Origin of the sequence: Sandarakinorhabdus sp. DWP1-3-1 (genome assembly GCF_049896705.1) — a bacterium.
GTDB lineage: Bacteria > Pseudomonadota > Alphaproteobacteria > Sphingomonadales > Sphingomonadaceae > Sandarakinorhabdus.
On the sequence record NZ_JAFCUV010000002.1, the window covers coordinates 731,974 to 757,516 of the forward strand.

Annotated in this window: 25 protein-coding genes; 16 read left to right on the forward strand and 9 right to left on the reverse strand. The window is 67.9% G+C overall.

Annotated elements, in window-relative coordinates; all coding sequences use genetic code 11:
- Nucleotides 1–38 precede the first annotated feature (38 nt).
- Nucleotides 39–395 carry a hypothetical protein gene (locus ACP7AI_RS13040; RefSeq protein ID WP_426168010.1) on the forward strand — a complete coding sequence of 119 codons (357 nt, stop codon included), beginning with the start codon at nt 39–41 and terminating at the stop codon, nt 393–395.
- On the opposite strand, the gene ACP7AI_RS13045 is transcribed toward ACP7AI_RS13040, so the two are convergent.
- Nucleotides 392–1,369: a magnesium transporter CorA family protein gene (locus ACP7AI_RS13045; protein WP_426168012.1), complete on the reverse strand. Its 978-nt coding sequence runs from the start codon at nt 1,367–1,369 to the stop codon at nt 392–394. The genes ACP7AI_RS13040 and ACP7AI_RS13045 overlap by 4 nt on opposite strands.
- A gap of 192 nt (nt 1,370–1,561) precedes the next feature.
- Between ACP7AI_RS13045 and ACP7AI_RS13050 the strand changes: the two genes are divergently transcribed.
- The 5 genes from ACP7AI_RS13050 (at nt 1,562) to ACP7AI_RS13070 (ending at nt 6,945) form a co-directional block, all read left to right on the forward strand.
- Nucleotides 1,562–2,419 (forward strand): cytochrome b/b6 domain-containing protein, encoded by an 858-nt coding sequence (locus ACP7AI_RS13050; RefSeq protein WP_426168014.1) that lies wholly within the window; start codon nt 1,562–1,564, stop codon nt 2,417–2,419.
- Complete coding sequence (locus ACP7AI_RS13055) at nt 2,416–3,189, forward strand: molybdopterin-binding protein (protein WP_426168016.1); 774 nt, start codon at nt 2,416–2,418, stop codon at nt 3,187–3,189. The genes ACP7AI_RS13050 and ACP7AI_RS13055 overlap by 4 nt, the downstream gene beginning before the upstream one ends.
- Before the next feature lie 97 nt (nt 3,190–3,286).
- On the forward strand, nt 3,287–4,351 hold the full coding sequence (locus tag ACP7AI_RS13060) for a class I SAM-dependent methyltransferase (protein WP_426168018.1): 1,065 nt from the start codon (nt 3,287–3,289) through the stop codon (nt 4,349–4,351).
- A 69-nt stretch (nt 4,352–4,420) separates the two neighbouring features.
- Entirely contained in the window at nt 4,421–5,788 is a 1,368-nt protein-coding gene (locus ACP7AI_RS13065; RefSeq protein WP_426168020.1) for a M20/M25/M40 family metallo-hydrolase, read from the forward strand.
- Entirely contained in the window at nt 5,785–6,945 is a 1,161-nt protein-coding gene (locus ACP7AI_RS13070; protein ID WP_426168022.1) for an aromatic ring-hydroxylating oxygenase subunit alpha, read from the forward strand. Before ACP7AI_RS13065 ends, ACP7AI_RS13070 begins: the two co-directional genes overlap by 4 nt.
- A 12-nt stretch (nt 6,946–6,957) precedes the next feature.
- On the opposite strand, the gene ACP7AI_RS13075 is transcribed toward ACP7AI_RS13070, so the two are convergent.
- The gene (locus ACP7AI_RS13075) at nt 6,958–8,025 is read right to left on the reverse strand and encodes an alpha/beta hydrolase family protein (protein WP_426168024.1); all 1,068 of its coding nucleotides are present in this window, start codon (nt 8,023–8,025) and stop codon (nt 6,958–6,960) included.
- A gap of 122 nt (nt 8,026–8,147) precedes the next feature.
- On the opposite strand from ACP7AI_RS13075, the gene ACP7AI_RS13080 reads away from it, so the two are divergent.
- From ACP7AI_RS13080 to ACP7AI_RS13105, 6 genes are all read left to right on the forward strand, one after another.
- The gene (locus ACP7AI_RS13080) at nt 8,148–8,837 is read left to right on the forward strand and encodes an isochorismatase family protein (protein WP_426168026.1); all 690 of its coding nucleotides are present in this window, start codon (nt 8,148–8,150) and stop codon (nt 8,835–8,837) included.
- Between the two features lie 87 nt (nt 8,838–8,924).
- Complete coding sequence (locus ACP7AI_RS13085) at nt 8,925–9,653, forward strand: PEPxxWA-CTERM sorting domain-containing protein (protein WP_426168028.1); 729 nt, start codon at nt 8,925–8,927, stop codon at nt 9,651–9,653.
- Between the two features lie 67 nt (nt 9,654–9,720).
- A complete protein-coding gene (locus ACP7AI_RS13090; RefSeq protein WP_426168029.1) occupies nt 9,721–10,593 on the forward strand; it encodes a polysaccharide deacetylase family protein in 873 nt (290 codons plus the stop codon).
- Nucleotides 10,590–11,507 carry a polysaccharide deacetylase family protein gene (locus ACP7AI_RS13095; protein WP_426168031.1) on the forward strand — a complete coding sequence of 306 codons (918 nt, stop codon included), beginning with the start codon at nt 10,590–10,592 and terminating at the stop codon, nt 11,505–11,507. Before ACP7AI_RS13090 ends, ACP7AI_RS13095 begins: the two co-directional genes overlap by 4 nt.
- 35 nt (nt 11,508–11,542) lie before the next feature.
- Nucleotides 11,543–12,886 (forward strand): hypothetical protein, encoded by a 1,344-nt coding sequence (locus ACP7AI_RS13100; protein WP_426168033.1) that lies wholly within the window; start codon nt 11,543–11,545, stop codon nt 12,884–12,886.
- 2 nt (nt 12,887–12,888) lie between these two features.
- Nucleotides 12,889–13,383: a hypothetical protein gene (locus ACP7AI_RS13105; RefSeq protein WP_426168035.1), complete on the forward strand. Its 495-nt coding sequence runs from the start codon at nt 12,889–12,891 to the stop codon at nt 13,381–13,383.
- Between the two features lie 10 nt (nt 13,384–13,393).
- On the opposite strand, the gene ACP7AI_RS13110 is transcribed toward ACP7AI_RS13105, so the two are convergent.
- The 5 genes from ACP7AI_RS13110 to ACP7AI_RS13130 all read right to left on the reverse strand — a co-directional run bounded on the left by ACP7AI_RS13110 (nt 13,394) and on the right by ACP7AI_RS13130 (nt 19,608).
- Nucleotides 13,394–14,338, reverse strand: a complete 945-nt coding sequence (locus ACP7AI_RS13110) for a tyrosine recombinase XerC (RefSeq protein WP_426168037.1) — start codon at nt 14,336–14,338, stop codon at nt 13,394–13,396.
- The gene (gene fsa, locus ACP7AI_RS13115; protein WP_426168348.1) at nt 14,308–14,961 is read right to left on the reverse strand and encodes a fructose-6-phosphate aldolase; all 654 of its coding nucleotides are present in this window, start codon (nt 14,959–14,961) and stop codon (nt 14,308–14,310) included. The genes ACP7AI_RS13110 and fsa overlap by 31 nt, the downstream gene beginning before the upstream one ends.
- A 40-nt stretch (nt 14,962–15,001) precedes the next feature.
- On the reverse strand, nt 15,002–16,375 hold the full coding sequence (locus ACP7AI_RS13120; RefSeq protein ID WP_426168039.1) for a glutamine synthetase family protein: 1,374 nt from the start codon (nt 16,373–16,375) through the stop codon (nt 15,002–15,004).
- A 315-nt stretch (nt 16,376–16,690) separates the two neighbouring features.
- Nucleotides 16,691–17,773 (reverse strand): sensor histidine kinase, encoded by a 1,083-nt coding sequence (locus tag ACP7AI_RS13125; RefSeq protein ID WP_426168041.1) that lies wholly within the window; start codon nt 17,771–17,773, stop codon nt 16,691–16,693.
- 101 nt (nt 17,774–17,874) lie between these two features.
- On the reverse strand, nt 17,875–19,608 hold the full coding sequence (locus ACP7AI_RS13130; protein ID WP_426168043.1) for a class I adenylate-forming enzyme family protein: 1,734 nt from the start codon (nt 19,606–19,608) through the stop codon (nt 17,875–17,877).
- A 139-nt stretch (nt 19,609–19,747) separates the two neighbouring features.
- On the opposite strand from ACP7AI_RS13130, the gene ACP7AI_RS13135 reads away from it, so the two are divergent.
- Complete coding sequence (locus ACP7AI_RS13135) at nt 19,748–21,337, forward strand: amidohydrolase (RefSeq protein WP_426168045.1); 1,590 nt, start codon at nt 19,748–19,750, stop codon at nt 21,335–21,337.
- Here ACP7AI_RS13135 and ACP7AI_RS13140 read toward each other — a convergent pair.
- Nucleotides 21,306–22,211 (reverse strand): SDR family NAD(P)-dependent oxidoreductase, encoded by a 906-nt coding sequence (locus ACP7AI_RS13140; protein ID WP_426168047.1) that lies wholly within the window; start codon nt 22,209–22,211, stop codon nt 21,306–21,308. The two genes, ACP7AI_RS13135 and ACP7AI_RS13140, sit on opposite strands and share 32 nt — an antisense overlap.
- 78 nt (nt 22,212–22,289) lie before the next feature.
- Here ACP7AI_RS13140 and ACP7AI_RS13145 point away from each other — a divergent pair, with 78 nt between their 5' ends.
- From ACP7AI_RS13145 to ACP7AI_RS13155, 3 genes are all read left to right on the forward strand, one after another.
- Nucleotides 22,290–22,877 carry a TetR/AcrR family transcriptional regulator gene (locus tag ACP7AI_RS13145; protein WP_426168049.1) on the forward strand — a complete coding sequence of 196 codons (588 nt, stop codon included), beginning with the start codon at nt 22,290–22,292 and terminating at the stop codon, nt 22,875–22,877.
- A 124-nt stretch (nt 22,878–23,001) separates the two neighbouring features.
- Nucleotides 23,002–24,459: a coniferyl aldehyde dehydrogenase gene (locus tag ACP7AI_RS13150; RefSeq protein WP_426168051.1), complete on the forward strand. Its 1,458-nt coding sequence runs from the start codon at nt 23,002–23,004 to the stop codon at nt 24,457–24,459.
- 74 nt (nt 24,460–24,533) lie between these two features.
- The gene (locus ACP7AI_RS13155; RefSeq protein WP_426168053.1) at nt 24,534–24,824 is read left to right on the forward strand and encodes a hypothetical protein; all 291 of its coding nucleotides are present in this window, start codon (nt 24,534–24,536) and stop codon (nt 24,822–24,824) included.
- Nucleotides 24,825–25,122: 298 nt separating this feature from the next.
- Here ACP7AI_RS13155 and ACP7AI_RS13160 read toward each other — a convergent pair whose 3' ends face one another.
- The gene (locus ACP7AI_RS13160) at nt 25,123–25,542 is read right to left on the reverse strand and encodes a hypothetical protein (RefSeq protein ID WP_426168055.1); all 420 of its coding nucleotides are present in this window, start codon (nt 25,540–25,542) and stop codon (nt 25,123–25,125) included.
- Between the last annotated feature and the right edge of the window lies 1 nt (nt 25,543).

The window sequence follows — 25,543 nt, forward strand, 5'->3', positions numbered from 1 at the left end:
TTTCCCCGGCATGCTGCAACGTTAGAAGGGGGCGCCACATGAACGCAAGCACGGCGGTCCCCGATGGCGGCAAGGCGCGGCTGCTGCGGCGCTGGTGGTTCTGGTTGCCGCTGGTCCTGTGCCTCGTCGCCGGCGCCTGGCTCGGGCTGAAATACAGCACCACCGGCAAGCGCGCCGACCTCGCCGCGGGCTATATCGCCCATGTCGTCTGCTCGTGCCGTTATGTCGGCAATCGCGACATGCCGAGCTGCCTCACCGACCGCGAACCCGGCACGGAGATCGTGCGCATCGCCGACGACATCGAAAAGCGCCGCGTCACCGCCAGCGTGCCGCTGCTCGCCAGCCGCATCGCGACCTTCGATCCCGAATATGGCTGTGCCCTCGACAAGCCTTAGAGCCAGCCGCGCCAGCGGAAGAACAAATACGGCAGCACCGCCGACAACAGCATCAGCACCAGCGCCCAGGGATAGCCGAGCTGCCATTGCAGCTCGGGCATATGGACGAAGTTCATGCCATAGATGCCGGCGACCAGCGTCGGCGGCATGAAGACAATCGCACTGACCGAAAAGATCTTCAGCACGGCGTTCTGCTCGATCGAGATCAGCCCCAGCGCCGCATCGAGCAGGAAAGTGATGGTGCTCGCCATATAGCCGGCATGGTCGGTCAGTGATGCGACGTCGCGCGTCAGGCTCTTGATGTGCGGCCCCAGCTCGGCCTGCCGCGGCACCGTAAAGGCCAGATAGCCGAGCGCGCGCGACAGGCTGGCCGCCGACTCCCGCGCTTTCGACAGGGCGTCCTGCGCCGAACCCAGGCGCAGCAGCAGCGATTGCAGCGCCAGGTTGGAGATGCGCTGCTGTTCCCTGGTACGGACGCGCTTGAACGCCTGGCGCGAGATCGCGTCGACGTCCTTGCCGACATGCTCGATGCTGTCCGCCAGCCGGTCGACCACGGCATCGAGCAGGTGGACAAGCGCCATCGGCGCCGATTCGCACAGCGCCGGCATGCGTTCCGACTGGCTGGCAAAGCGATCGAACGACAGCGCCTCCACATAACGCAGGGTGATCAGGTGCGCCGGCGTCAGGATGAAGCTGACGGCGCTGGTCTCGGCATTTTCCTTCATGATGCCGGTGGCCAGCACCACGGTCATGTAGATGGCGCCGCGTTCGGTATAGAGCCGGCTGGAGGTCTCGATCTCGTCCATTTCCTCGCGGGTCGGCACGTCGATGCCGGTCGCCCGTTCGATGAACAGTTCCTCGTCGCGGCTCGGGTTCAGCATGTCGATCCACACCGTGCCGGCCGGCAGGTTCGCATCGGCGGCGGCGATTTCGGTCAGCAGTCCGGCCCCGGCAGGGGTGAAGACGCGCAGCATGAAGGCTTCCTTGTCGATCGATGGCTGCCCGGGCTTAACGGTTGCGCGCCCGAAAGCGAAGCCGACGCGCCGCGCGACCTGCAACCCTGCCGGAATTTCATGTTGCGACACTGGCGACGCGCGTCGGATTCACTTCGCCTGTAACCTGTCGGCCGTCGCCACCGTATAAGCGCGGATGTCGAGGGGACAGTGATGGCCAGTATTGCAGCGACAGACGAACCGGTGCCGGCGGCGCCCTATCTGTTCCACCGCCACGCGCTGGCGGTGCGCGTCACCCACTGGATCAACGCGCTCGCCATCGTCTTCCTGATCGGTACCGGGCTCAACATCTTCAACGCCCATCCCAGCCTCTACTGGGGCAAATATGGCGCCAACAGCGACAGCGAGCGCCGCTGGCTGGAGATCGGTGCCACCGGCGGTACGCAGCCGCAGGGCTTTGTCCGTATCAGCGGGATCACCATCCGAACGACGGGCGTGCTCGGCGTCTCGACCGGCGCCGATGGCCGGCCGCAGGCGATCCCCTATCCGTCCTGGGCGACATTTCCCAGCTATCGCGACCTCGCCACGGCGCGCAATTTCCACTTCTTCTTCGCCTGGCTGCTGATCCTCAATGGGCTGCTCTATCTCGGCTACAGCCTCGCCAGCGGCCACCTGCGCCGCGACCTGCTGCCCCGGCTCGCCGAGCTGTCGCCGCGCAACATCGGCCATGACATCGTCCAGCACGCCCGGCTGAAATTCCCCAGGGGGGAGGACGCCAAGCGCTATCACATCCTCCAGAAGCTCGCCTATGTCGGCGTCGTCGTCGTGCTGGTGCCGGGCATCATCCTGACCGGCCTCACCATGTCGCCGGCGATGAACGCCGCCTGGCCCTGGCTGCTCGACCTGTTCGGCGGGCGGCAATCGGCGCGATCCTTCCACTGGATCATCGCCAATTTCATCGTCCTGTTCACCGTCGTCCACCTGCTGATGGTCGTGCTGGCCGGGCCGTACAACGAGATCAGGTCGATGATCACCGGCAAGTTCCGCGTCGATCCGGAGGTGGCGAAATGAGCGGCATGTCGCGGCGCGGGCTGTTCACCGCCGGCAGCGGGCTTTTGCTGGCCGGCTGCGACCAGCTCGCCTCCCCCGGCAAGCTGAAAACGATCGTGCAGTCGGCCGAAGCCGCCTCGCTGCGCTGGCAGCGGCTGGTCGGCCGCGACGCGCTGGCGCCCGAATTCAGCGCGGCCGACCTGTCGCCGGTGTTCAAGGTCAACGGCACGCGCGAGCCGATGGAGGCCGATTACCAGCGGCACAAGGCGGAAAATTTCGCCAACTGGCGGCTGGCGATCACCGGCCTTGTCGCCAATCCGATGACACTCGGCCTCGACGAACTGCGCCGGCTGCCGACGCGGACCCAGATCACCCGCCACGATTGCGTCGAAGGCTGGAGCGCCATCGGGCAATGGACCGGCGTGCCGCTCGGCCTGTTGCTGAAGGCCGCCGGCATGCGGACCGATGCCCGCTATGTCGTCTTCCGCTGCGCCGACAATTACGGCGGGGAGGTGTCGAAGGGCGGCGCCCAGTCGAAGTCCATCTATTACGAGAGCACCGACCTGGTCGACGCCTTCCACCCGCAGACCATATTGGCGCACAGCATGAACGGCGCGCCTCTGAGCGTCGGCCATGGCGCCCCGGTCAGAATGCGGATCGAACGCCAGCTCGGCTACAAGCAGGCCAAATATGTGATGGGCATCGACGTGGTGTCGTCGCTCGCCGGCTATGGCAGCGGCAAGGGCGGCTATTGGGAAGACCGCGGCTATGAATGGTATGCGGGGATCTAGTCGACGATTTGCCATCGGGGCCGCTGCGGGCGCATAATCACGCACCCGGCACCGGCGATCGACGCCGTGGTGGCCGCAGCAGCGACGAGGTGGCGACATGGCCGAACTCGATGGCGACGTGCTCAATGCGCTGATTGGCAAGATGCTCGGTGATCTCGGCGGCGCCTTCAGCGTGCCGACGGTCCGCATCGGCTATCGGCTCGGCCTGTTCAAGGCGCTGCGCGCGGCGGATGGGCTGACCTCGACTGAACTGGCGCAGCGTACCGGCCTTGCCGAACGCTATGTGCGGGAATGGGCGATGGCACAGGCCGCCAACGGCTATATCGCCCATGACGCCGCGGCGCAGCGTTTCAGCCTGTCGCCCGAACGGGCGATGGTCTTCGTCAACGAGGACAGCCCGGTTTATCTCGCCGGCGCCTTCGATCTCGCCGCCGCCATGGTCGATGGGCAGGACAAGGTGGAGGCGGCGTTCCGCACCGGCGAAGGCGTCGCCTGGGGCGACAGCGCCGGCTGCCTGTTCTGCGCGGTGGGGGCGTTTTTCCGGCCGGGCTATGTCAACGACATCGTCCAGTCCTGGCTGCCGGCCTTGGATGACATCGTGCCGGCGCTGGAACGCGGCGTCCGCGTCGCCGATATCGGCTGCGGTGTCGGTTTTTCGACGCTGCTGATGGCGCGGGCGTTTCCCGAGAGTCACTTCATCGGCTATGATTTTCATGGCCCCTCGATCGAGCAGGCTAATGCCCATGCCGCGGCGCATGGCCTCGCCGACCGGGTGCGCTTCGAAACCGTCGCTGCCAAGGACATTGCCGATGGCGATTTCGACCTGGTGACGATGTTCGACTGCCTGCACGACATGGGTGATCCGCGCGGCTGCGCGGCGCATATCCGCACGCTGCTGAAGCCCGATGGCCGCTGGATGCTGGTCGAACCCATCGCCGCCGACACGCCGGGCGCGAATATCGGCAACCCGGTCAGCCGGCTCTACTACAATGCCTCGACGATGATCTGCGTGCCGACATCGCTGGCGCAGGAAGTCGGCGAGGCACTGGGCGCCCAGGCCGGGGAGGCCCGGCTGTCGGCGCTGCTGTCCGACGCCGGCTTCACCCGCGTCCGCCGGGCAACGGAGGGTCCGTTCAACATGGTGCTCGAGGCGCGACCCTAGCGCCGTCGCGCCGGCTCGGTGCGGTGGCGGCGTTTGACGGCGCTTGCAACTCGTCTAGAGTCGTCCCCCATGAAAATATTCGCTGCGGCGCTGTCCATCCTTCTCGCCACATCGGCGGCTGCGGCCCCCGGCGACGCCGATTTTGCCAGGGGCCTGCTGAAAAAGGGCGTCGCCTTCGACACCGTCAAGGGCCGCGGCAAGGTCCCGGCCTATGCCGCCTTCTTGAAGACCACCCTCGTCGACGGCGGCTTTCCGGCAAGCGACATCGCCATCGAGCCGGTGGGCGAAACCGCCAACCTGCATCTGGTCTGGAAGGGCAGCGGGAAAAAGCCGCCGATCGCCGTTGCCGGCCATATGGACGTGGTCGAGGCCGACCCCAAGGACTGGATCCGCAATCCGTTCACCGCGGTGGAGGAGGGCGGCTATGTCTTTGGCCGCGGCGCCGGCGACAACAAGTTCGACGTGTCGATGGTGGTGGCGACCCTGGTCGCGCTGAAGACCGAAGGCTTCGAGCCGGGCCGCGACATCCACCTGTTCCTGTCGGGCGACGAGGAGACCGAAGGCGTCACCGCCGACCTGCAAGCCAAGCAGGCCAAGGCGGCCGGCGTCGAGATCCTGCTCAACAGCGACGGCGGCGGCGGCGGCCTCGACGCGGCCGGCAAGCCCGTCGGCTATTCGCTGTCCGCGGCCGAAAAGACCTATGCCGATTATCAGCTGACCGTCGTCGATCCCGGCGGCCACAGCAGCCGGCCGACGGCGACCAACGCCATCGCCACGCTGGCGGCGGCGACGGCGCGCATCGCCGCCTATCGGTTCCCGGCGCAGATCAACGAGATCACCCGCGCCTCGCTGGTCGCCGCCGCCCGGGAAACGCCGGGCAAGCTGGGCGATGCCATGCGCGCCTTTGTCGCCAACCCCCAGGATGCCGCCGCCATCGCCGTACTGCGCGCCGATTCGGGCAGCGTCGGCCAGATCGGCACGACCTGCGTGCCGACGATGGTCAGCGGCGGCCATGCCCCCAACGCGCTGCCGCAAAAGGCGGTGCTTACCGTCAATTGCCGCATCTTTCCGGGCGTGACCGTGGCCAGCGTCCGCGCCGATCTCGAACGGGCGGTTGCCGATCCTCTGGTGAAGGTAGCGATCGGGCAGGAATGGGTCAGCACGCCGGCATCGCCGCTGCGCCCCGATGTGACCGCCGCCGTGGCCAAGGCGGTGGCAGCCGCCCATCCCGGCATTGCCCCGACCCCGGCAATGGACGCCGGCGCGTCCGACAGCGTCTATTATCGCGCGCTCGGCATCCCGTCCTATGGCGTCAGCGGGCTGTTCATGAAGGAAAGCGACGCTTTCGCCCATGGCCTCAACGAACGCATCCCGGTCGCCGCCATCGCCCCGGCGCTGGTGCACTGGCGGGTGCTGCTGACGGAACTGGCCAGGTGACCGCCCGGCTGCGATCCGTTCCCGCAGCCGACCCGGACGCCGGCCTCAGCCTGCCGGCCTGGACCTATCGCGACCCCGAATTCTTCGCCGCCGAACGGGCGCTGGTGCTGCGCGCCGCCTGGCAGGTGGTCTGCCATGTCAGCGACATCGCCGCGCCGGGCAACTGGCACACGCTCGAATTCCTCGGCGAATCGATCATCGTCATCCGCGGCGACGACAGTGAAATCCGCGCCTTCACCAACGTCTGCCGCCACCGCGGCGCGCGGCTGGTCGATGGCGCCTCGGGCTGCGTGTCGAAACTCGTCTGCCCCTATCACGCCTGGACCTATGGCCGCGACGGCCGGCTGACCGCGCTGCCCGGGCGAAGCGACTATCCGGGGCTGCGGCTGGAGGATCATGGCCTGGCGCCGGTCGCGCTCGAAATCTGGCAGGGCTTCGTCTTCGTGCGGCTGGAGAACCGCGGGCCGTCTGTGGCCACGATGATGCAGGATCATCTGCCCGAGGTGCAGCCCCATCGCTTCGCCGACGTGCGCCCGCTCGGCCGGGTGACACTGCGGCCGCGCGCGTGCAACTGGAAGATCATCGCCGACAATTACAGCGACGGCCTGCACATCCCGGTCGCTCATCCCGGGCTGAAGCGACTGTTCGGCAACAGTTATGGCATCGAGGCCGGCGCCCATGTCGACAGGATGTGGGGCGACATCGGCCCGGGCAGCGGCAGCTGGTCGGAACGCGCCTATCGCCGCCTGCGCCCGCGCGCCGACCATCTGGGCGATGCCGCGCAGGATCGCTGGCTGTATTTCAAGCTCTGGCCCAATGTCGCCTTCGATATCTATCCTGACCAGGTCGATTTCATGCAATTCCTGCCGATATCCGCCACCGAGACGATGATCCGCGAGATCAGCTATGCGCTGCCCGACGACCGCCGCGAAATGAAGGCGGCGCGCTATCTCAACTGGCGCATCAACCGGCTGGTCAATGCCGAGGATACGGCGCTGGTCACGCGGGTCCAGGCCGGCATGGCGTCGGCCTCCTACACCCAAGGGCCGCTGGGGGAGAGCGAAGTCTGCCTGCGTGCCTTTGCCGGCAAGCTGCGCGAGGCAATCCCGGCGGCACGGTCACCTACAGCGCCGGCGCCGGGGTGGTTCAGGGGCTGAAGCGTCGACCCGCTACGGCCGCAGACCGCGTTCCGCCCAATCCGTCAGCCGTCCGAACGCGGCCACCAGCTGCGCGGGCTGGAACCGGCAATGTCCCGATCCGACCGGCGGCAACTGCACGAAATGCTGTGCCTGCCCGGCCCTCGCCGCCAGCCCGGCATAGACGGGCGTGAACGACGCCGGGATGACGTCGTCATAGGCGTTGGCGATTGCCATGACCGGCTGGGTGATACGGCCGGTCAGCGCAAAGTCGCGCGCCAGCCGCTTGATCGCCGCCGGGGCACCGCGATAGCGATGCACCGCCCGGTTGAACGCCGCATCGTCGCCATAGCCGGCATAGACCACGCCCCGATTGTCGAGCGGGAAGCCGCCGGCGCGGGCGGTGATGTCGCGCAGCGCCGCATGATAAAGCCACAGCGTGCCGGCGACGTCCTCGACATGCAGCTCGGCCTTGTCAGCCAGCAGCTGCGCCTTGGCGGGATCGCCTGCCAGCGCCGCGACGACCCGGTCCATCGTCGGATCGTCGAGCATCGCCGGTGCTGCCGCATCGGCAAGCCGACCCGGCCCCAGGCGCAGCACATCCGGAAACAGCGTGTCGAAACCGACCAGCAGGCCGAACGCCTGGCCGAACATCGTCGCCGTCGGCACGTTGGCGCCGCAATAGCTCAGCACCCCGGTATAGCGATCGCCCCGCTCTGCCGACGCGAGCGCGACATGGCCGCCGAACGACCCGCCGAGCGCATAGACGCGGCCCGGCTTGCCATGCGCGGCGACGAAGCTGCGGCGGGCGCGGCGTGTGTCGGCAATGGCCCCGGCGACGGCCCAGCCCTGTTCGGCATAACCGCTCTGCAGGACGGCATAACCGCGGTCGAACAGCGCCTGGCCGAGCGCGGACAGTTTCAGCGGGCCGCGCGGCTCGCCGGGGACTTCATAGCCGTGGAAGATGATTACGAGATCGCCGTTCCAGCGGTCGGGCGTGTCGATGCGATAGGCCGCGCCGGCGATGGTGCCGGTGTCGGGGCCACGCGCGGCGGCCGGGGCCTGGGCGAGGAGGCAGAGGGCGAGGAGGAGGGGCTTCATGACGCCTCGGGGAAGGACAAGCCCCATGCTGGCGCGGGATCGGCCCGGTTGGCAAGATGGGGGCACGCGGGATGACAAGCCGCCGCCGGCGATTTATGCCCGGCGCCACAGGAGACGCGCCCATGCCCGACATCATCGGCACCCGCATGCACGACGACGGCCGCACCGCGCGCCAGGTCTTCGACGATGTCATGGCCAATCCGGCACGGGCGCGCTTCGGCTTTGGTGACCGGCTGGCCATCGTCAACGTCGATTTCCAGAACGCCTATACCCGCATCGACCGCTACAAGACGGCGTACGAGACCGACCCGCGCCAGATCGAGCATGTCAACCGCATCTCCGGCCTTGCCCGCGCCGCTGGCCTGCCGGTGGTGTGGAGCCGCGTCGGCTATGCCGATGATGCCGGCGACGCCGGCGTCTGGGGCACCCGCACCGACACGCCCGACAGCCTGCAGAACATCAAGTACGGCAGCGACCGCCATGCCTATGACGAGCGCTGCGACATCCACCCCGGCGACACCCAGTTCACCAAGCGCATGCCGTCGGCGTTCTTCGAAACCCCGCTGCAATCGCTGCTGGTCTGGCACCGCGTCGATACCGTGATCGTGACCGGCGGCAGCACCTCGGGCTGCGTGCGCGCCACCGCCGTCGATGCGCTGTCGCGCGGCTATCGCACCATCGTCCCGATCGAAACCACCGCCGACAAGCTGGCCAGCTATCACTGGGCCAACCTCACCGATCTCCAGCTGAAATATGCCGATGTCGTGGCGGTGTCGGAGGTCGACGACTGGTTCGCCCGGCGCCAAGGTTAACCGGCCGCCCGAATTATTTTTCCGGCCCGCTGTTAACCTTAATGAGGACCGGCCGTGACCCTGGATGAACCGTCCGGGAGAACGCCGATGAAGACCGCCCTCACCAAGCCTGCCCTTGCCGTCGCCATCGTCGGCGCCAGCCTTTCGCTGTTTCAGGCCTTTGGCCCGGCCACGGCGCGCGGCGACGGCGCTGCGTTCAACACCGCCGCCCGCCTCGGTGCCGCTGCGCCGACGGCGCGCCGCGCGGCGCCGGACGCGGTGCACTTTTCATCGATGGCAGAGGCCGGCGATGTCCGCCCGCTGGTCATCAAGCTGCAGCCCGCCCATCTGCCCGTGTCGGGCCGTGGCGGCGCCGCGCCGTTCGACGGCATCGTCGATGCCGGCAGCATCGAACCGCTGGCCGGTGTCGGCAGCACCGACAGCGATGCCGCGGCACTGGCTGCGGCGGCGGCGCTGCGCAGCCTGCAACCCGCCGATCCCTGGGCCACGGCCGGCGGCATTGCATCCCCGCCGATGTCCGACGGCCTCGGCTTCGGACCCGCGTCCGCAGCAGCATCGGGGTTCGACTCGGTCGCCCTGTCCGGCGGCGAAGCCGTCGTCTTCGTGCCGCCCGCCGAGGCACCCGCAGCCATCGAGGCACCTGCTGTCGATGCCGGACAACCGGGACCGTCCGGCAACACCGCCGCCATCATGCCGGAGCCGGGGCTGGCGGTCGGCACGGTGCCGGAGCCGACGACCTGGGCGATGCTGATCGCCGGCATGGCCATGGTCGGCATCAACCTGCGCCGCCGCGGCCCCCGCGACGTCCTCGCCTGATTTTGCGGGTCGGGGAGCCGCGAAAACACCCTCCCCAGGCCGCGCCGAGCCGCTATTGTCCGGACAAATGTCCGCAGCGCCTCAAGATCCCGGCCTTTACGCCCCCGATGCCCCCACCCCGCCGCTGCGCTGGCCCGGTGGCAAGACCTGTGCGGTCTGGGTGGCGCCGAACCTCGAATACTACGAGCTCGACCCGCCGGCGCATCCGCGGCGGAAAAGCTGGGCGCGGCCGCACCCCGATGTCGTCGGCTACAGCCACCGCGACCATGCCAATCGCGTCGGCCATTGGCGGATGGCCGATGCCATGTCGCGGCACGGATTTCCGGGCAGTGTCAGCCTGTCGGTGGCGCTGTGCGACCATATCCCGGATGTCGTTGCCGATGGCGTGGCGCGCGGCTGGGAATTCTTCAGCCACGGCATCTACAACACCCGCTACGCCTATGACATGGACGAGGCCCAGGAACGCGCCATCATCGAGGACAGCATCGCCACGGTCGAGCGCGCCACCGGGCAGCGCATCCGCGGCTGGCTGGCGCCGGCGCTGACCCACACCGTCCGCACCATGGATCTGATCGCCGACTATGGCCTCGATTATACCTGCGACCTGTACCACGACGATCGCCCCGGCCGGGTCTGCACGGCGACCGGCGACCTGATCTCGATGCCTTACAGCCTGGAGGTCAACGACCACTATGGTTTCTTCATCTACAACATGGGTCCCCGCGATTACGCCGACGCGCTGATCCGCCAGTACGATCGGCTGGCGCGGGAGGGGGAAGCCAGCGGCACCGTCATGTGCATCCCGCTGCACAGCTATCTCATCGGCCAGCCGCACCGCATCGGGCCGTTCGAACGCGTGCTCGAGCATATCGCCGGCGATGGCCGCGCCTGGATCACCACGGCCGGGGCCATCGCCGATGCGTATCGCGGGCAGATATGAGCCTCGATCCGTCCTATCTCGAATATCCCCGCCGTGGCCGCGGCATGGACCACGACCTCTACCCCTGGTCGAACATCGCCGAGCGGCCGCCGATCTCCTGGCCCGATGGCAAGCGCGTCGCCGTCGTCATCGTCATCTCCTGCGAATTCTTCCCGCTGACGCCCGTCGACGCGCCGTTCCGCGCCCCCGGCCACATGCAGACGGCGTTTCCCGACTACCGGCACTTCACCGCGCGTGATTACGGCTCGCGATTGGGCGTGCCGCGGCTGGTCGAGGCGCTGGCGGCGGTCGGCGCCCACGCGAGCTTTGCGATGAACAGCCGCTGGGCCGAACGCTTTCCCGATCTGGCGCGCAGCATCGTCGCCGCCGGCCACGAGGTGATCGCCCATTCGACCGACATGAACGGCACTATCGCGACGGGGCTGGCGGAGGCCGACGAACGCGCGCTGATCGCCGACAGCCTCGCCGGCCTTCACGCCGTCACCGGCCAGCGCCCCACCGGCTGGCTGTCGATCGCCCGCTCGCAAAGCTGGAACACGCCGCGATTGCTGGCGGCGGCCGGGCTCGACTATTGCATGGACTGGGTCAACGACGAGTTGCCTTATCGGATGACGACGCCGGCCGGGTCGATCGTCAACCTGCCGCTCAACCATGAACTCAGCGATCGCCAGGTCATCGCCACCTGCCAGCAATCCGCCGACAGCTATGCCGAACAATTGCGCGACGCGTATTTGTGGCTCGATGGCGAGGTCGACCGCCACGGCGGCCGCATGCTGCCCATCCACCTGACCCCTTATATCAGCGCGCTCCCCTATCGCATCGACGCCATCGCGGGGTTGATTGCCTGGCTGGCGGCGCAGCCCGGCACCTGGTTCGCCCGCGCCGACGAGGTGGTTGCCGCCAGCCAGGTCTGACCGCCGGTGGCGAATCGCCCCGAAATGATGTCAGAATGCCGGGCAGGGCACAGGGGGCGGCGATCTCGGGACATCTGGTCATTCGCACGGCGCGCGGCCGGCTCATCCTCGGCCGCACCGCCAGCTTTCCGGCGGCCGTGCAGCGCGTTGCCGATCTCGGCCAGCGGGCGGCGCTGGCGATGCTGGCGCGCGACGACGGCGCCCTGGCGCGGATCCGCACCTGGCCCGGCCGCAGCGACCTCGGCAGCAACATCCGCGGGCTCGACGACCACCAGCTGATGCAGGTCGTCCGGCGCGCCGTGGCCAGCCGTCGCCTGCTGGTGCTGGCAATGGACGATGCGGTGGCGACGGTGACGGTGCCGCCGGCGCCGACGGGCCGCGCGGCCTTCGCCAAATCGCCGCCGGGCATCACGCTGACCCCGGCGCAGCAACTGGATGCCGCCGTCGCCGCGATGGACATGACGGACAAGGTCACGGCGGGGCTGCAGCGATCGGCGAAGTACATGGGGCCGGAACTCGCCAACGCGTTCCTGCAGCTGTTCACTCTCGACAATCTGAAGGTCATGGCTGCCTTCATCATCGCCGGCGCGCTGGCAAACACCAATCCGCTGTCGGCGGCGGTGTTCGACAGTGCGATGCTGATCATGGTTTTCTACCTCGCCGGCAGCGCCGGCATCGAGGCGCTGGGCCTGCTGGTCACCACGACCCTGGCGGTGATCGACGCCAAGTCCGACGCCGATCTCGACCGTGCCGGGGAACAATATGCCAAGGCGTTCGTCGGCCTGGGGGGTGCGGTCTTCATGGCCTGGCTGGCGCGGCGGATCATCAGGGAACGGAACACCGGGGGTGGCGGTGGCCAGTCGAGTGGCGGCGGGCGGGGGGCGTCGGAACCTGCGGCGACCAATCGGCAGGCGTCGCGAAACGATCGCTATCTCAACGATCGTACGCAGGCGGCCGCGAACCGCCCCGCGGCGGGCGCAGCGGCACAAGGTGGCGTAGCGCCCTATGAAGTCGGCACCTATCGCGAGCTGCGCCAGCGGTCCCTGACGGGCGACCGGCTCGATCTCGACCACCAGCCGTCGAGTGCGTCGAACCTGGCGCGCGCCGAGGCGGAACTCGGCCGTCCGCTGACGGCAGCCGAGCGTGCGCTGGTTCGCGACGAAGGCATGGTGGTTGCCGTCCCCGAAAACTGGCATCGAACCCAAAGCCCGACATTCGGCGGCAGGAATACCGTCGCCCGGATCAGGGCGGATGCAGCAAATCCGGGTGCCGCAGCTTTGCGCGATTCACAGGCGATGATTAATGGTGCAAGCTCTGCCGATCGGGCGGCCGCCGAAGCAGCAGCAGCCGCGATACGCAGAGCCGCAGGAGGCAATTGACGGTGCCTGAATTCACTATCGGCGACATGGCGAGCGTGCTGCGCCGATCGGTCAACGATGTTGTCGTGCAGGACTATTTCGGCACCGACATCGCCAGGATAACGCGCGACGAATATTATGGCTCGCTGGAATACAAGGTCGATGGTGTCGAGGCGGTGTTTAAGGAAGCGCCATGGTTGATTCCTGCACAGGAGGTCGCCGACGCGCAGGAACTCCATGTTTCGGCCTTTCACCTGCATGGCGAAGGCCATGAAGGCTATGCCGGCTTCAAGGGCGACCTGCCGGGCGGGATCGCGCTGGGCGATGCCGAGGCTGATATCGTGGCAAAGCTCGGGCCCCCGGCCAGCAGCGGCGGCGGCGGCATGAGCGCCGTGCTGAAACGCCCGATACCGCGCTGGCTCAAATATCCGGTCGGGGATGCGACCCTGCATCTGCAACTGTCGGCCGAGGGCCGGCTTGAAATGGCCACGCTGTTCGCGCCCGACATATCGGCCTGACCGCCCCGGATCACGCCCGCGGATGGGCGTTGCGGTACACATCGAGCAGCTGCGCCGCATCGATCGCCGTATAGATCTGCGTCGACGACAGGCTGGCGTGGCCGAGCAGTTCCTGGATCGATCGCAGGTCGGCGCCGCGGGCCAGCAAATGCGTCGCGAAACTGTGGCGCAGCGCGTGCGGGGTCGCGGTATCGGGCAGGCCCAGCGCCGGGCGGGCGGCGCGAATGGCGCTGCGCACGATGCCGGGATCCAATGGCCCGCCGCGGATACCGCGAAACAGCGGCGCCTCGCGGTCGGGCGGCCACGGCGCCAGCGCGACATACGCCATGATCGCCTCGGCAACGACTGGCAGCAGCGGCACCGCGCGGGTCTTGTTGCGCTTGCCGGTAACGGTGATCGTGTTGCCCAGCGGCAGCACCGCGCCCGACAGCGACAGCGCCTCGGCGATACGCAGGCCGGCGCCGTACAGCAGCAGCAGCACCGCCGTGTCGCGCGCCGCTGTCCAGGGTCGGCGGGCATCGTCGCCGACCGCGGCGATCAGCCCGGCGGCATCGGCGGGCGACACCGGCCGCGGCACCCGGCGCGGCACCTTGGGCGACTTCAGCCCGGCGATGCCGTCGCAGGTGATGCCGTGGTGGCGGCGGGCCCAGGCGAAGAAGGTCTTCAGCGCCGACACCTCGCGCGCCACCGAGACGTTGGCGAGCCCATCGCCGCGCCGCTGGCTGAGAAAGGCGCGGAAATCGGCGAGCGTCAGCGCGGCGAGAGCGGCGGGCGTGGCGGTGCCGCCGATGTGGGGCACGAGGAAGTCATCGAAACGCTCCAGCGTCGCCGCATAGGCTCGGACGGTGTGGGGCGACAGTCGCCGGGCATTTTCGAGGCTGGCGAGCCAGAGGCGAGTAAGGGCGGAAAGGCTGGCGGGTGCGCTCAGAGGATGCTCTGCCCGGTCTTCGCCCAATCCGCCGTGAACGCCGCGAGGCCCTTGTCGGTCAGCGGGTGGCTGGCCAGCGCGCGGATCACCGCCGGCGGCATCGTCGCGACATCGGCACCCAGCTTTGCCGCCTGCAGGACGTGGACCGGATGCCGCACGCTGGCGACCAGGATCTCGGTTTCGAAGGCATAATTGTCATAGATCATCTTGATGTCTTCGATGAGCTGCATGCCGTCGTAACCGACATCGTCGAGACGGCCGACGAACGGCGAGATGAAGGTCGCCCCCGCCTTGGCCGCCAGCAGCGCCTGGTTGGCCGAAAAGCACAGGGTGACATTGGTCATCGTGCCTTCGTCGCTCAGCGCCTTGCACGCCTTCAGCCCATCCAGCGTCAGCGGCAGCTTGATGCAGATATTGTCGCCCAGTTTCTTCAGCACCTCGGCCTCGCGCAGCATGTCGGCGGCGGTGCTGGCGACGACTTCGGCCGACACCGGGCCCGGCGTCAGCGCGGCGATCTCGCGGATCACCTCCAGGAAATTGCGGCCCGACTTGGCGATCAACGACGGGTTGGTGGTGACGCCATCCAACAGCCCGGTCGCTGCCAGCGATTCGATTTCGGCGGTATCGGCGGTGTCGGCAAAGAATTTCATGGCGCGGCTTTCGTGGAGTTTCACCGCCCTTACCGGAAGCTCACGCCGAACGCAGCACCCAATCATAGTCCAGCGGCGTGACGACGCTGTTGTAGCGTTCCTGCTCCACCCGCTTCACCGTCGCGAACATTTCCGCCGCGCGGCCGCCCCAGTAATCGCTGAGCAAGCGCGAACCCTCGAACAGCGCCAGCGCGTGCGACCAGTCGGTCGGCAGCCGCTCGCCGGTGGCATAGCCGTCGCCGGTCACCGCCGGGCCCGGGTCGATGGCGTGCGTCAGCCCGTGATGGACGCCGGCCAGCACCGCGGCGACCGCCAGATACGGATTGGCGTCGGCGCCCGACAGGCGATGCTCGAGATGCCGCGACGCCGGTGGCCCGATGGGGACGCGTAGCGGCACAGTGCGATTGTTGACGCCCCAGCCGGCGCGTACCGGGGCATAGCTGTTGGGCCGAAAGCGGCGATAGCTGTTGGCGTTGGGCGCGAACACGGCGATGCTCGACGGCATCAGATTGGCGCAGCCGCCGATGGCATGGCCCAGCGCCACCGATCCCTGCGGACGAGTATCGGCAAAGATGTTGCGGCCGCGCTCGTCGTTGACCGAGACATGGATGTGCAGCCCGGAACCCGACAGCTCGGCAAAGGGCTTGGCCATGAACGTCGCCGTTCGCCCGCGCGTGTCGGCCACGCCCTTGGCCGCCCGCTTGAAGCGCACCGCGTCGTCGGCGGCGGCCAGCGCATCGGGCTTGTGCGCCAGCGTCACCTCATATTGCCCTGCCGCATATTCGCCGATCGCGGCGCCGGTCGGCAGCCCCAGCGCATCGCACGCCGCCCACAGCGCGCGCAGGTAATCGCCATCGAGATCGGCGCTGTCGAGGCCATAGACCTGGCGGTGCGCCGGCACCCGGCCGTCGGCGCCGGCGGCCACGCTGATGCCGCCGTCCGGCGTCCGTCGCGCATCGACGAGGTAGAATTCCAGCTCGCAGGCCAACACCGGGGTCAGCCCGTCGGCGGTGAAGCGATCGATGACATTGGCGAGCACCCGGCGCGGATCGAGGTCGCAGGCGCGGCCATCGGTCTCGTGCATGGCGAGCATGACTTCGGCGCTGTCGTCACCCAGCCAGCGCGCCGGCGTCAGCGTGCCCGGCACCGGCCAGGCGACACGGTCGGCGTCGCCATCCTCCCACACCATCCCCGATTCCTCGACGTCGAGCCCGGTGATATCGACGACCAGCACCGATCCCGGCAGGTAGCGCCCGGTCTCGAACGCGGACAGAAATTCGTGCGCGCGCAGCCGTTTGCCGCGCGGCACGCCGGCGAGGTTGGTGTAATAGACGTCGAGGAAGGCGATACCCGGGTTGGCGACGAGGAAGGCCGCGAGTTCGGCCGGGTCGGCGGCGGTGGCGGGACGCTTCATCGGCAGGGGTTAGCGCGGCGCATTGGCCGCCGCAAGGCGTCAGGGGATGCGAGCCGAGTCGCCAATAGAGCCGGTTGCGGATTCGTTGGCACCACTACGCAAGGCGACCACGGAGGGTATAGACAAAACCAGCATCGACGGGAGAAGCCGGGACCCTAAAGCACGTTGAACAGATACAGCAGGATGATGATCGGCAAGGGGATCCCGATCGCCCAGAGAATACAGCCCTTGCCCATGATGATGTCCTTGTCGTTGTGCAGGTGCCACAACCACTGGACAGGCAGGGGGTTCCCGCCGGTTAACGAACGGCCCGGTTCAGGCGGCGGCGCGTGCAGGCGTCGGCCTCGCAAAGGAGATGGTCACCGCAACCCCCTTGCCGGGGTCGGTCTCGACCGAAATACGGGCGCCGGCATTCTGTTTCAGCGACTGCACGATGATGGCGCTGAGGCGGCCCGGCTGCGGCCACTTTGCGCCGTCGGGAAGGCCGACGCCGTCATCGGCGACGGTGATGTGGCAGCCGTCGTCGTCGATCAGGCTCTCCAGCCGGATCACGCCGCGGTCGCGGCCGGCAAAGCCGTGCTTCAGCGCGTTGGTCAGCACCTCGTTGACGACCAGCCCCGCCGGCATGGCGACGTTGACCGACACCGGCCAGGTGTCGATCCGGGTGTCGAGCCGGATGCCCTCCACGGCATGGGCCTGCATCACCGCCGCCGCGATCTGCCCGAGATAGGCGCCGAGATCGACCTGGTTGTCGCTCTCGTCGCGCGAGAGCGCGTCGTACAGGGTCGCCAGCGCATTGATGCGGCCGGCCAGCCGGGCAAAGCCCTCGGCCTGTTCGTCGCCGGCAACGTTGCGCGCCTCCATGCGGATCAGGGAGGTGATCATCTGCAGGTTGTTCTTGACCCGGTGCTGCAGCTCTTTCAGCAGGATTTCCTTTTCCCGCAATGCGACAGCGGCGGCGCTGCGCGCGTCGCCTTCCTCTTGCAGCGCCCGGCTCATCGCGACCAGGCGATAGATCGGCTCGCCGTCCTCGTTCTCGATGGTGTTCGACCAGACATCGACATCGATGCTGTCGTCCTCGCGAGCGATGGTGAACACGCCGATATATTCCGAATCGTCCTGCACCGCGTCGCGCAGCAGTCGCTCGTCGCCGTCGTCGGTCGCCATGCCCGGCAGCGCGCGCCAGCTCTTGCCGGTGATGTCCGACGCGTTGCGGCCGGTCAGCCGCTGGAACTCCAGATTGGCATAGGTGACGACTTCCGACGGCTTCAGCTCGGAAACGGCGACGGCGACGGGAATATTGTCGAGGAACTGCTTGAAGCGGTCCTCCTCCATCACGCCGGCAATTGCTGCCGCGTCGATCGGGGCGTCGAGGCGACCGTCGGTGTCATTGGCCATGCACTGTTCCTGCCGGGCGTCCAGAGCGCGGCCCGTCGCCATACAGCAGGCGGCCGCGCCTTGGCAAACATCGGCCGGTGGGCGCCGCCGGCAACGCGTTGTTATGCGCCAACCAGCTTCTTCAACTCGGTCTTCAATATCTTGCCATTGGCGTTGCGCACCAGCGGCTCGTTGGAGAATGTCACCGCCACCGGCACCTTGAACGCCGCCAGCCGGGCGGCCACGAAACTGCGCAGTTCATCCTCCCCGGCCTCGGCGCCGGGCTTCAGCGTAACGAACGCCACCGGTTCCTCGCCCAATGTCTTGTGCGGCCGGCCGACCAGCGCCGCGTCCATGATCGCCGGGTGCTCGTACAGGGCGTTCTCGACCTCGACGCAATAGATGTTCTCGCCGCCGCGGATAAGCATGTCCTTGGCGCGGTCGATGATGAAGCAAAAGCCTTCCTCGTCGATGCGCGCCAGGTCGCCGGTGCGGACCCAGCCGTCGATGAAGGTCGCCGCCGTCGCCTCGGGCTTGCGCCAATACTCCTTCACGACATTGGGGCCGAAGCCATAGAGTTCGCCCACTTCGCCCGGTGCCAGCACCTTGCCGTCGGGGTCGCGGACCTGCAGGTCGCAGACCGCGCACGCCGGGCCGCAGCTGTCGGGGCGAAGTTCATAATCCTCGCCGACATGGCTGGTGAAGGTGGCGCTGGTCTCGGTCATGCCCCAGCCGTTGCCGGGCTGGGCCTTGCCGAACACCTTCTTGATCTGGCGGACGAGCTCGGGCGCCGACGGCGCGCCGCCATAGCTGACGGTCTCCAGGCTCGACAGGTCGTATTTGCCGCGCTCGGGATGCTCGATGATCTGCCAGGCGATGGTCGGCACGCCTCCGCAGCCGGTGATGCGCTCGCGTTCGATCAGGCCCATCGCCTCGACGACGTCCCATTTGCGCATCAGCACGAGCTTCGCGCCGGCGAACAGCGACGGCGACAGCACGGCATGGCAGCCGGTGGCGTGGAAGAACGGCACGCTGAGCAATGTCGCCTTCTGCGGCGCCTGCGGGTCCGGCGCCGGCGGCATCTCGCCCCGGCGCAGATAGGACCGTGCCGCGGCAAAGCCCGATGCCATGATGTTGGAAACGATGTTGCGATGCGTGCCGAGCGCGCCCTTGGGCTTGCCGGTGGTGCCGCTGGTGTAGAAGATCGTCGCGTCGTCCTCCGGGCCGATCTCGGCCACCGGCAGCGCGCGATCGGCGATGCTCGCCCAGCTGTTCGGGTGGCCGATGATCGATTCCAGCTGCACCTCGCGCGGGTCGCCCATCGGTTCCTCGGTGCTGCGCGTCACATAGATGCGCTCGATTTCGGGCAGCTCGGGCAGATGCGGCGCGATGCGCGCCAGCCGCTCGTTGTCGCAGAGCAGCACCTTGGTGCCGCTGTCGGACAGGCCGTATTCCAGCTCGCCGCCGGTCCACCAGGCGTTGAGCGGCGTGACGATGGCACCGGTCAGCGTCGCGGCAAAGAACGCCACCGGCCATTCGGGCAGGTTGCGCATGACGATGGCGACACGGTCGCCCTTCTGCACGCCATCGGCGACCAGCTGCGCCGCCAGCCGCAGCACGGCGCGGCCGAACGCGTCGAAGCTGACCCGTTCATCCTCATGGACGATGAAGATCTTGTCGCCATGCGCCCGCCCGGCCAGGAACACGTCGCGCAGCGTCGGCGGCGCATTCTTCCAGGTCCGCGTCGGCCGGCCGCGGATGGTCACCGTCTCCATCTCCAGCACCGATCCCGGCGCCGTCAGCAGCGCATGGGCCTGGGCAATGCTCATCGCTGGAAAATCGGCAGGCAGCGTCATCGATCGGTCCCCGGGCTTGTGATTTTTGCTTGTGCGCCATGAAAGCCCAAGATGCCGCCCCGCGCCAGCCCCCCGCAATCACACACTTGCAGGCGGTTCCCCCGCTGCTAGGCTGGCCGCGAAAACAAGGGGCCGATCGATGACACGCACTGCAATCGCCGCCGCGCTGGCGGGCACCTTTTTGGCGGCCCCGGCCCTCGCCGCCGACGACCCCCGCATCGCCGCGCTGAAGGCCGAGGCCGTCGCCGGCGTCGCCGCGCGGGCCAAGCAGGCCCAGGTCATCAACGACATGGTGTTCAGCTTCGGCGAACTGGCCTTCCAGGAGGTCGAGACGTCAAAATATCTGACCGATGTGCTCGAAAAAGCCGGCTTCACCGTCACCCGCGGCGTCGCCGGGCTGCCGACCGGCTGGACGGCGAAATGGACGCAAGGCACCGGGGGCCCGGTCATCGCGCTGGGCAGCGACATCGACTGCATCCCCAAGGCGTCGCAGAAACCCGGCGTCCCCACCCGCGACCCGATCGTGCCCGGCGCCCCCGGCCATGGCGAGGGCCACAACAGCGGCCAGGCGCTTAACATCGTCGCGGCGCTGGCGCTGAAGGACCTGATGGCGAAGCACAAGATCGCCGGCACGCTGGTGCTGTGGCCCGGCGTCGCCGAGGAACTCGTCGCCGGCAAGGCGTACATGGTCCGCGACAAGGTCTTTGCCGGCGTCGACGCGACGATCTTCACCCATGTCGCGGACAATCTGTCGGTCGGCTATGGCCAGCCCGACGGCACCGGCAATGTCTCGGTCCGCTATCGCTTCCATGGCTCGTCCGCGCACAGCGCCGGCAAGCCCTGGGTCGGCCGCAGTGCCTTGGATGCCGTCGAGTTGATGAACGTCGGCTGGAATTTCCGCCGCGAGCATCTGCGCCCCGAACAGCGATCGCACTATGTCATCACCGACGGCGGCGACCAGCCCAATGTCGTGCCGTCGGAAGCCAGCGTCTGGTATTTCTTCCGCGAACAGAGCTTTGACCGGATCGCCGCCAATTTCGCCATCGGCAACAAGATGGCCGACGCCGCGGCGATGATGACCGACACGACCGTCGACCGCGACATCATCGGCACCGCCGCCCCGCAGCATTTCAACAAGCCGATGGCCGAGGCCGCCGCCGCCAACATCGCCGCCGTCGGCCTGCCGATATGGGACGCCGCCGACCAAACGCTCGCCCGCGCCGTCCAGTTGTCGATCAAGTCCGACAAGCAGGACGGGCTGGCGACGAAGATCGAGGGCATGAAGCCGCCCAAGGAAAAGCCCGAAAGCGGCGGCAGCGACGACATCGGCGACATCAGCTGGATCATGCCAACGATCACCATCCGCTATCCGGCCAATATCCCGGGCCTGCCGGGCCACAACTGGGCCAATGCCATCGCGATGGCAACGCCGATCGCCCACAAGGGCATCATCGCCGGCGCCAAGGTCGAGGCGATGACGCTCGTTGACCTGCTGATGAAGCCGGAATTGCTGAAAGCCGCCCGAGCGTACTTCAAGGACGTCCAGACCAAGGACCAGAAATATCAGCCGGTGCTGTCGGCAACCGACAAGCCGCAGATCCAGATCAACGCCGACAAGATGGCGGAGTTTCGGCCGGCGATGGCCAAATTCTACTACGACCCGGCGAAATACGGGACCTATCTGGAACAGCTCGGCATCAAATGGCCCTCGGTGCCGGTGGGGAAATAAGGCCCACCAGCGCCGCGCTGTCGGCCCACAGCTTCGCCGCCGCCGCATCGTCGCGCGCCAGCACCGATGGCTCCGGCCAGGTCAGCACGCCCTTGCGCAGCGACGCATAGACCCGGCCCGCCGGCGGCAGCGCGGTCGTCGTCAGCACCGCCAGCCCGGCGCCGGCATCGGCCAGGCTGTTCATGCCGGGCCGGAACCGCACCAGCAGCGGCAGCAGCGGCCAGACCAGCGCCCGCACCGGCCACATCTGGTGGCGCACCAGCCCGGTTCCCGGCGTCAGCCCCGGATCATAGGCGGTCACGATCCAGCCATTGGCGGCCGCCTCGGGCAGGGCGGCCAGGCTGCGCGCCGTCATCAAATTGCACAGTTTCGACGCCGAATAGGCGCGCATGCCCGCGGTCGTGGCGCCGGCGTCGCGGTGCGGGTCGGCGTCGGGGTTGGCGAGCCACGCCGCATCGGCATGGCGGGGCGGTGGCACCGGCGTCCTTTCGGCGGGATCATGGGTGCCGCTGCTGGTGATGACGATGCGCGCGCCCGGCGCCAGCTGCGGCAGCAGCAGCCGCGCCAGCAAATAATGGGCGAGGTGATTGACGGCAAAGGTCAGCTCATGCCCGTCCGCCGATCGCGCCGCCACGTCGGGCCGCTGGCCACCGGCGTTGAGCACCAGCGCATCGATACGCGCCCCGTCCAGCGCCGCAACCACCGCCTCGGCAAAGCCGCGCACGCTGGCCAGGCTGGCGAGATCGAGCGGCAGCATCGTCGCCCCCGGCACCTGCCCACCACGCGCGCCGACGATCAGCCGGGCATCGCCGAAATGCGCCACCGCCGCTGCGCCGATCCCGGTCGTCGCCCCGGTCATCACGATCACCGTCATCGCCGGCCCCAATCTGTACAGTGTAAGTTTACACCGTATAATTTGCCTTGCCGGCCTTGGTCAAGCTAACATCGCCCCATGGCCAGTACCGCCCGCTATCACCATGGCGACCTCGGCAGCACCCTTGTCGATGCGGCGCTGGCGCTGGTGGAGGCCGAAGGCGCCGCGGCGTTGACCCTGCGCGCCGTTGCCCGTGCCGCCGGCGTCAGTCCGATGGCGCCCTATCACCACTTTGCCGATCGCGCCGCGCTGGTCGCCGCCGTCGCGCAACGCGGTTTCGAGCGGCTGTACACCGTAAAGCTGGCGGCACTGGCCGGCACCGGCGCTGACGCTGCTGAGGCGCTGGTCGCCGGCACCCGCGCCTATGTCGGCTTCATCCTCGACAATCCCGAGCTCTATCGCCTGATGAAGGGCCCCGAGCTCGCCGACCGCGCCGCCCATCCGGGCCTCGCCGCCGCCGCCGCGCTGCCCGCCGCCAAGCTCGCCGAACTCATCGCCGCGCTCGGCCCGCTGTCGGTCTCCCCCGAGGCTGCCGCCCACAGCCTGTGGAGCTTCTCCCACGGCCTCGGCATCCTCGCCATCGACGGCTATGGCGGCGGCCGGGAGCGGACCCTGCACCTCGCCGGCGTCGGCGCCGCGGCGCTGCTGGCCGGGTTCGCAGCCTAGCACTTTTCGGTATCCGGTGACAGACCTGTCCCCACCGCCGCTACCCACGAAACGCTTCTAAGGCGCCGCAACAACATCTAAGGTGCGCTCAAATCTGCACGCCGAACACGATGGGGACAACGACATGGCCAGCACTGCCACCACCGCCTGGGACGCCCGTGACGCCGCGGCCATGCTCGACATCCTGCACCGCCAGCGCGCCGCCTTCACCGCCGAGCTGCCGGTCACCGCCGCCACCCGCAAGGCGCGTCTGCAACGCGCCCTCGCCGTGGTGCTCGACAACAAAGACCGGCTGGTCGCGGCGTTGTCCGAAGATTTCGGCCATCGGTCCAACGAGATGTCGCTGGTCACCGACATCATGGGTTCGGTCAAGCCGCTGAAGCACGCGATCAAGCATCTCGATGCCTGGATGAAGCCCGAAAGCCGGCCATTGGATTTCCCGATGAAGCTGCTCGGCGCCCGCGCCCGGGTCGAATTCCAGCCCAAGGGCGTCATCGGCATCATCAGCCCCTGGAACTTCCCGGTGAACCTGACCTTCGCGCCGCTCGCCGGCGTGTTGGCGGCGGGCAACCGCGCGATGATCAAGCCGAGCGAGTTCACCCCCGTCACGTCGCAATTGATGAAGGAAATACTGGAGGCCGCCTTCGACGCCACCGAGATCGCCGTCATCACCGGCGGGGCGGAGGCCGGCAAGGCGTTTTCGGAACTGCCCTTCGATCACCTGGTTTTCACCGGCGGCACCGGCATCGCGCGCCATGTCATGATGGCGGCGGCGAAGAACCTGGTGCCGTTGACGCTCGAGCTCGGCGGCAAGTCGCCGACCATCATCAGCCGCAGCGCCGACATCGGCGTCGCCACCGAACGCATCACCATGGGCAAGATGATGAACGCCGGCCAGATCTGCCTGGCGCCGGATTACCTGCTGGTGCCGGAGGAGAGCGAGGGCGCCGTCGTCGAAGGGCTGAAGGCCGCGACCGCGAAAATGTACCCGACGCTGCTGGCGAACCCCGACTATACCTCGGTGCTCGGCGCGCGCCACCGCGAGCGACTGGAGGCCCATGTCGAGGACGCCCGCGCCAAGGGCGCCACCATCGAGGTGATCAACCCGGCCAACGAGGACTTTTCGCGGGCGAACACCAACAAGATGCCGCTGCACCTGATCCGCAACCCGACCGACGAGATGACGGTGATGCAGGAGGAAATCTTCGGGCCGCTGCTGCCGATCCGCACTTATGCGACCACCGATGGCGCCATCGACGAGGTCAACCGCCGCGACCGGCCGCTCGGCCTCTACTGGTTCGGCCAGGACGATGCCGAACAGCGCCGCGTGCTCGATCGCACCATCTCGGGCGGTGTGACGGTGAACGACGTGATCTTCCATGTCTCGGCGGAGGAACTGCCCTTCGGCGGCATCGGCAACGCCGGCATGGGGTCGTACCACGGCCATGACGGCTTCAAGGAATTCAGCCACGCCAAGGCGATCTACACCCAGCCCAAGATCGACCTCGCCGGGCTGGCGGGTTTCAAGCCGCCCTATGGCGACAAGACAAGGAAGGCGCTGGCGCGGGAATTGAAGGCCTGATGCTGGAACGTCTCGCCTGACTGCTGCTGGCGGCGATCCACGCGCTGCCGGCGCTGGCCCTGCTGCGGCCGGCGATGATCACCCGGCTTTACGGTGTGGCGCCGGGCGGTAGCGGTTTCCTGCTGCTTCACCATCGCGCTGCGCTGTTTCTCGTTGTCGTGGTGATCTGTTGCTGGGCGATTGCCGATCCGGCTGTCAGGCGCCTCGCTGCTGTCGCGACAGCGATCAGCATGGTGGGTTTTCTGGTGCTTTATGCCCAGGCCGGACGGCCGCCGGCGTTGCGCACGATCGCCATTGCCGATCTGGTCGGCTTGCTGCCGCTCGTCCTGGTCGCGTGGCTGGCATTCCGGCCCGTGCCGGCATGACCGCCGCCCGCTGCCATTGCGGCGCGGTCTTGGAGGACAGCCGCCACCCTTGGGTTGCCGCTCCGGCCGGCGCCGTGCGGCTGCCGCGCGGGCGCGACGGCTCAGGCGGGTGGCGGTCCGTCTGCTCCCTCCCCCCATGTGAGCGTAGCGGACATAGAGTGGGGAGGGTCGGGGTGGGGGTCGTGAAAGCAACGAGCAGACCTGCCGGCAAGACGACCCCCACCCCAACCCTCCCACTCTACCGCCTGCGGCGGTGGGGGGAGGGGGAGGAAGGGTCGCTTTCGCCCAGTTGCGACATTCATCCCAACTGGCAGACCTCACCACCCCCTGTCGCACAGGTATGGGAACTGTCATGGCCATATACATGCCAGTTTTCATAGCCGCTCGAGCTAACGAGTAGTTCAAGGACGCAGCCGCCGGCGAACGACGGCAAAAGATCCGATACAATCGAAAGCTCGGCACCTGTGATCGCCGCCTCTTGGAGCTGTCCCCGAACGACCGCCCCGGCATCCACAGGCGCCTTGTGCCCAAAAATCTGCCCATGATCTTCGTCGGTGATGATGACCCTGTGTTCGCGACGAAGCCGCCAGTGGCTGCTCTCGGCTACAATGTTAAAGCCGCCCGTGAAATCGAAGGCCCAGTCGAACTCACACGCCACGACGGCGGTTAGCGAACTGCCAACGATCAAGGACAGCGGCGGAACGGTTTTGGAATGCATG

Bases quoted from the DNA above. Each gene is read 5' to 3' on its own strand.
- ACP7AI_RS13050 (WP_426168014.1), top strand. From the start codon at position 1,562: ATGGCCAGTATTGCAGCGACAGACGAACCGGTGCCGGCGGCGCCCTAT.
- ACP7AI_RS13080 (WP_426168026.1), top strand. From the start codon at position 8,148: ATGCCCGACATCATCGGCACCCGCATGCACGACGACGGCCGCACCGCG.
- ACP7AI_RS13140 (WP_426168047.1), bottom strand. From the start codon at position 22,211: ATGACGGTGATCGTGATGACCGGGGCGACGACCGGGATCGGCGCAGCG.
- ACP7AI_RS13045 (WP_426168012.1), bottom strand. From the start codon at position 1,369: ATGCTGCGCGTCTTCACCCCTGCCGGGGCCGGACTGCTGACCGAAATC.
- fsa (WP_426168348.1), bottom strand. From the start codon at position 14,961: ATGAAATTCTTTGCCGACACCGCCGATACCGCCGAAATCGAATCGCTG.
- ACP7AI_RS13120 (WP_426168039.1), bottom strand. From the start codon at position 16,375: ATGAAGCGTCCCGCCACCGCCGCCGACCCGGCCGAACTCGCGGCCTTC.
- ACP7AI_RS13085 (WP_426168028.1), top strand. From the start codon at position 8,925: ATGAAGACCGCCCTCACCAAGCCTGCCCTTGCCGTCGCCATCGTCGGC.
- ACP7AI_RS13100 (WP_426168033.1), top strand. From the start codon at position 11,543: ATGCCGGGCAGGGCACAGGGGGCGGCGATCTCGGGACATCTGGTCATT.
- ACP7AI_RS13155 (WP_426168053.1), top strand. From the start codon at position 24,534: ATGATCACCCGGCTTTACGGTGTGGCGCCGGGCGGTAGCGGTTTCCTG.
- ACP7AI_RS13160 (WP_426168055.1), bottom strand. From the start codon at position 25,542: ATGCATTCCAAAACCGTTCCGCCGCTGTCCTTGATCGTTGGCAGTTCG.
- ACP7AI_RS13060 (WP_426168018.1), top strand. From the start codon at position 3,287: ATGGCCGAACTCGATGGCGACGTGCTCAATGCGCTGATTGGCAAGATG.
- ACP7AI_RS13065 (WP_426168020.1), top strand. From the start codon at position 4,421: ATGAAAATATTCGCTGCGGCGCTGTCCATCCTTCTCGCCACATCGGCG.
- ACP7AI_RS13150 (WP_426168051.1), top strand. From the start codon at position 23,002: ATGGCCAGCACTGCCACCACCGCCTGGGACGCCCGTGACGCCGCGGCC.
- ACP7AI_RS13075 (WP_426168024.1), bottom strand. From the start codon at position 8,025: ATGAAGCCCCTCCTCCTCGCCCTCTGCCTCCTCGCCCAGGCCCCGGCC.
- ACP7AI_RS13125 (WP_426168041.1), bottom strand. From the start codon at position 17,773: ATGGCCAATGACACCGACGGTCGCCTCGACGCCCCGATCGACGCGGCA.
- ACP7AI_RS13130 (WP_426168043.1), bottom strand. From the start codon at position 19,608: ATGACGCTGCCTGCCGATTTTCCAGCGATGAGCATTGCCCAGGCCCAT.
- ACP7AI_RS13145 (WP_426168049.1), top strand. From the start codon at position 22,290: ATGGCCAGTACCGCCCGCTATCACCATGGCGACCTCGGCAGCACCCTT.
- ACP7AI_RS13095 (WP_426168031.1), top strand. From the start codon at position 10,590: ATGAGCCTCGATCCGTCCTATCTCGAATATCCCCGCCGTGGCCGCGGC.
- ACP7AI_RS13040 (WP_426168010.1), top strand. From the start codon at position 39: ATGAACGCAAGCACGGCGGTCCCCGATGGCGGCAAGGCGCGGCTGCTG.
- ACP7AI_RS13135 (WP_426168045.1), top strand. From the start codon at position 19,748: ATGACACGCACTGCAATCGCCGCCGCGCTGGCGGGCACCTTTTTGGCG.
- ACP7AI_RS13055 (WP_426168016.1), top strand. From the start codon at position 2,416: ATGAGCGGCATGTCGCGGCGCGGGCTGTTCACCGCCGGCAGCGGGCTT.
- ACP7AI_RS13090 (WP_426168029.1), top strand. From the start codon at position 9,721: ATGTCCGCAGCGCCTCAAGATCCCGGCCTTTACGCCCCCGATGCCCCC.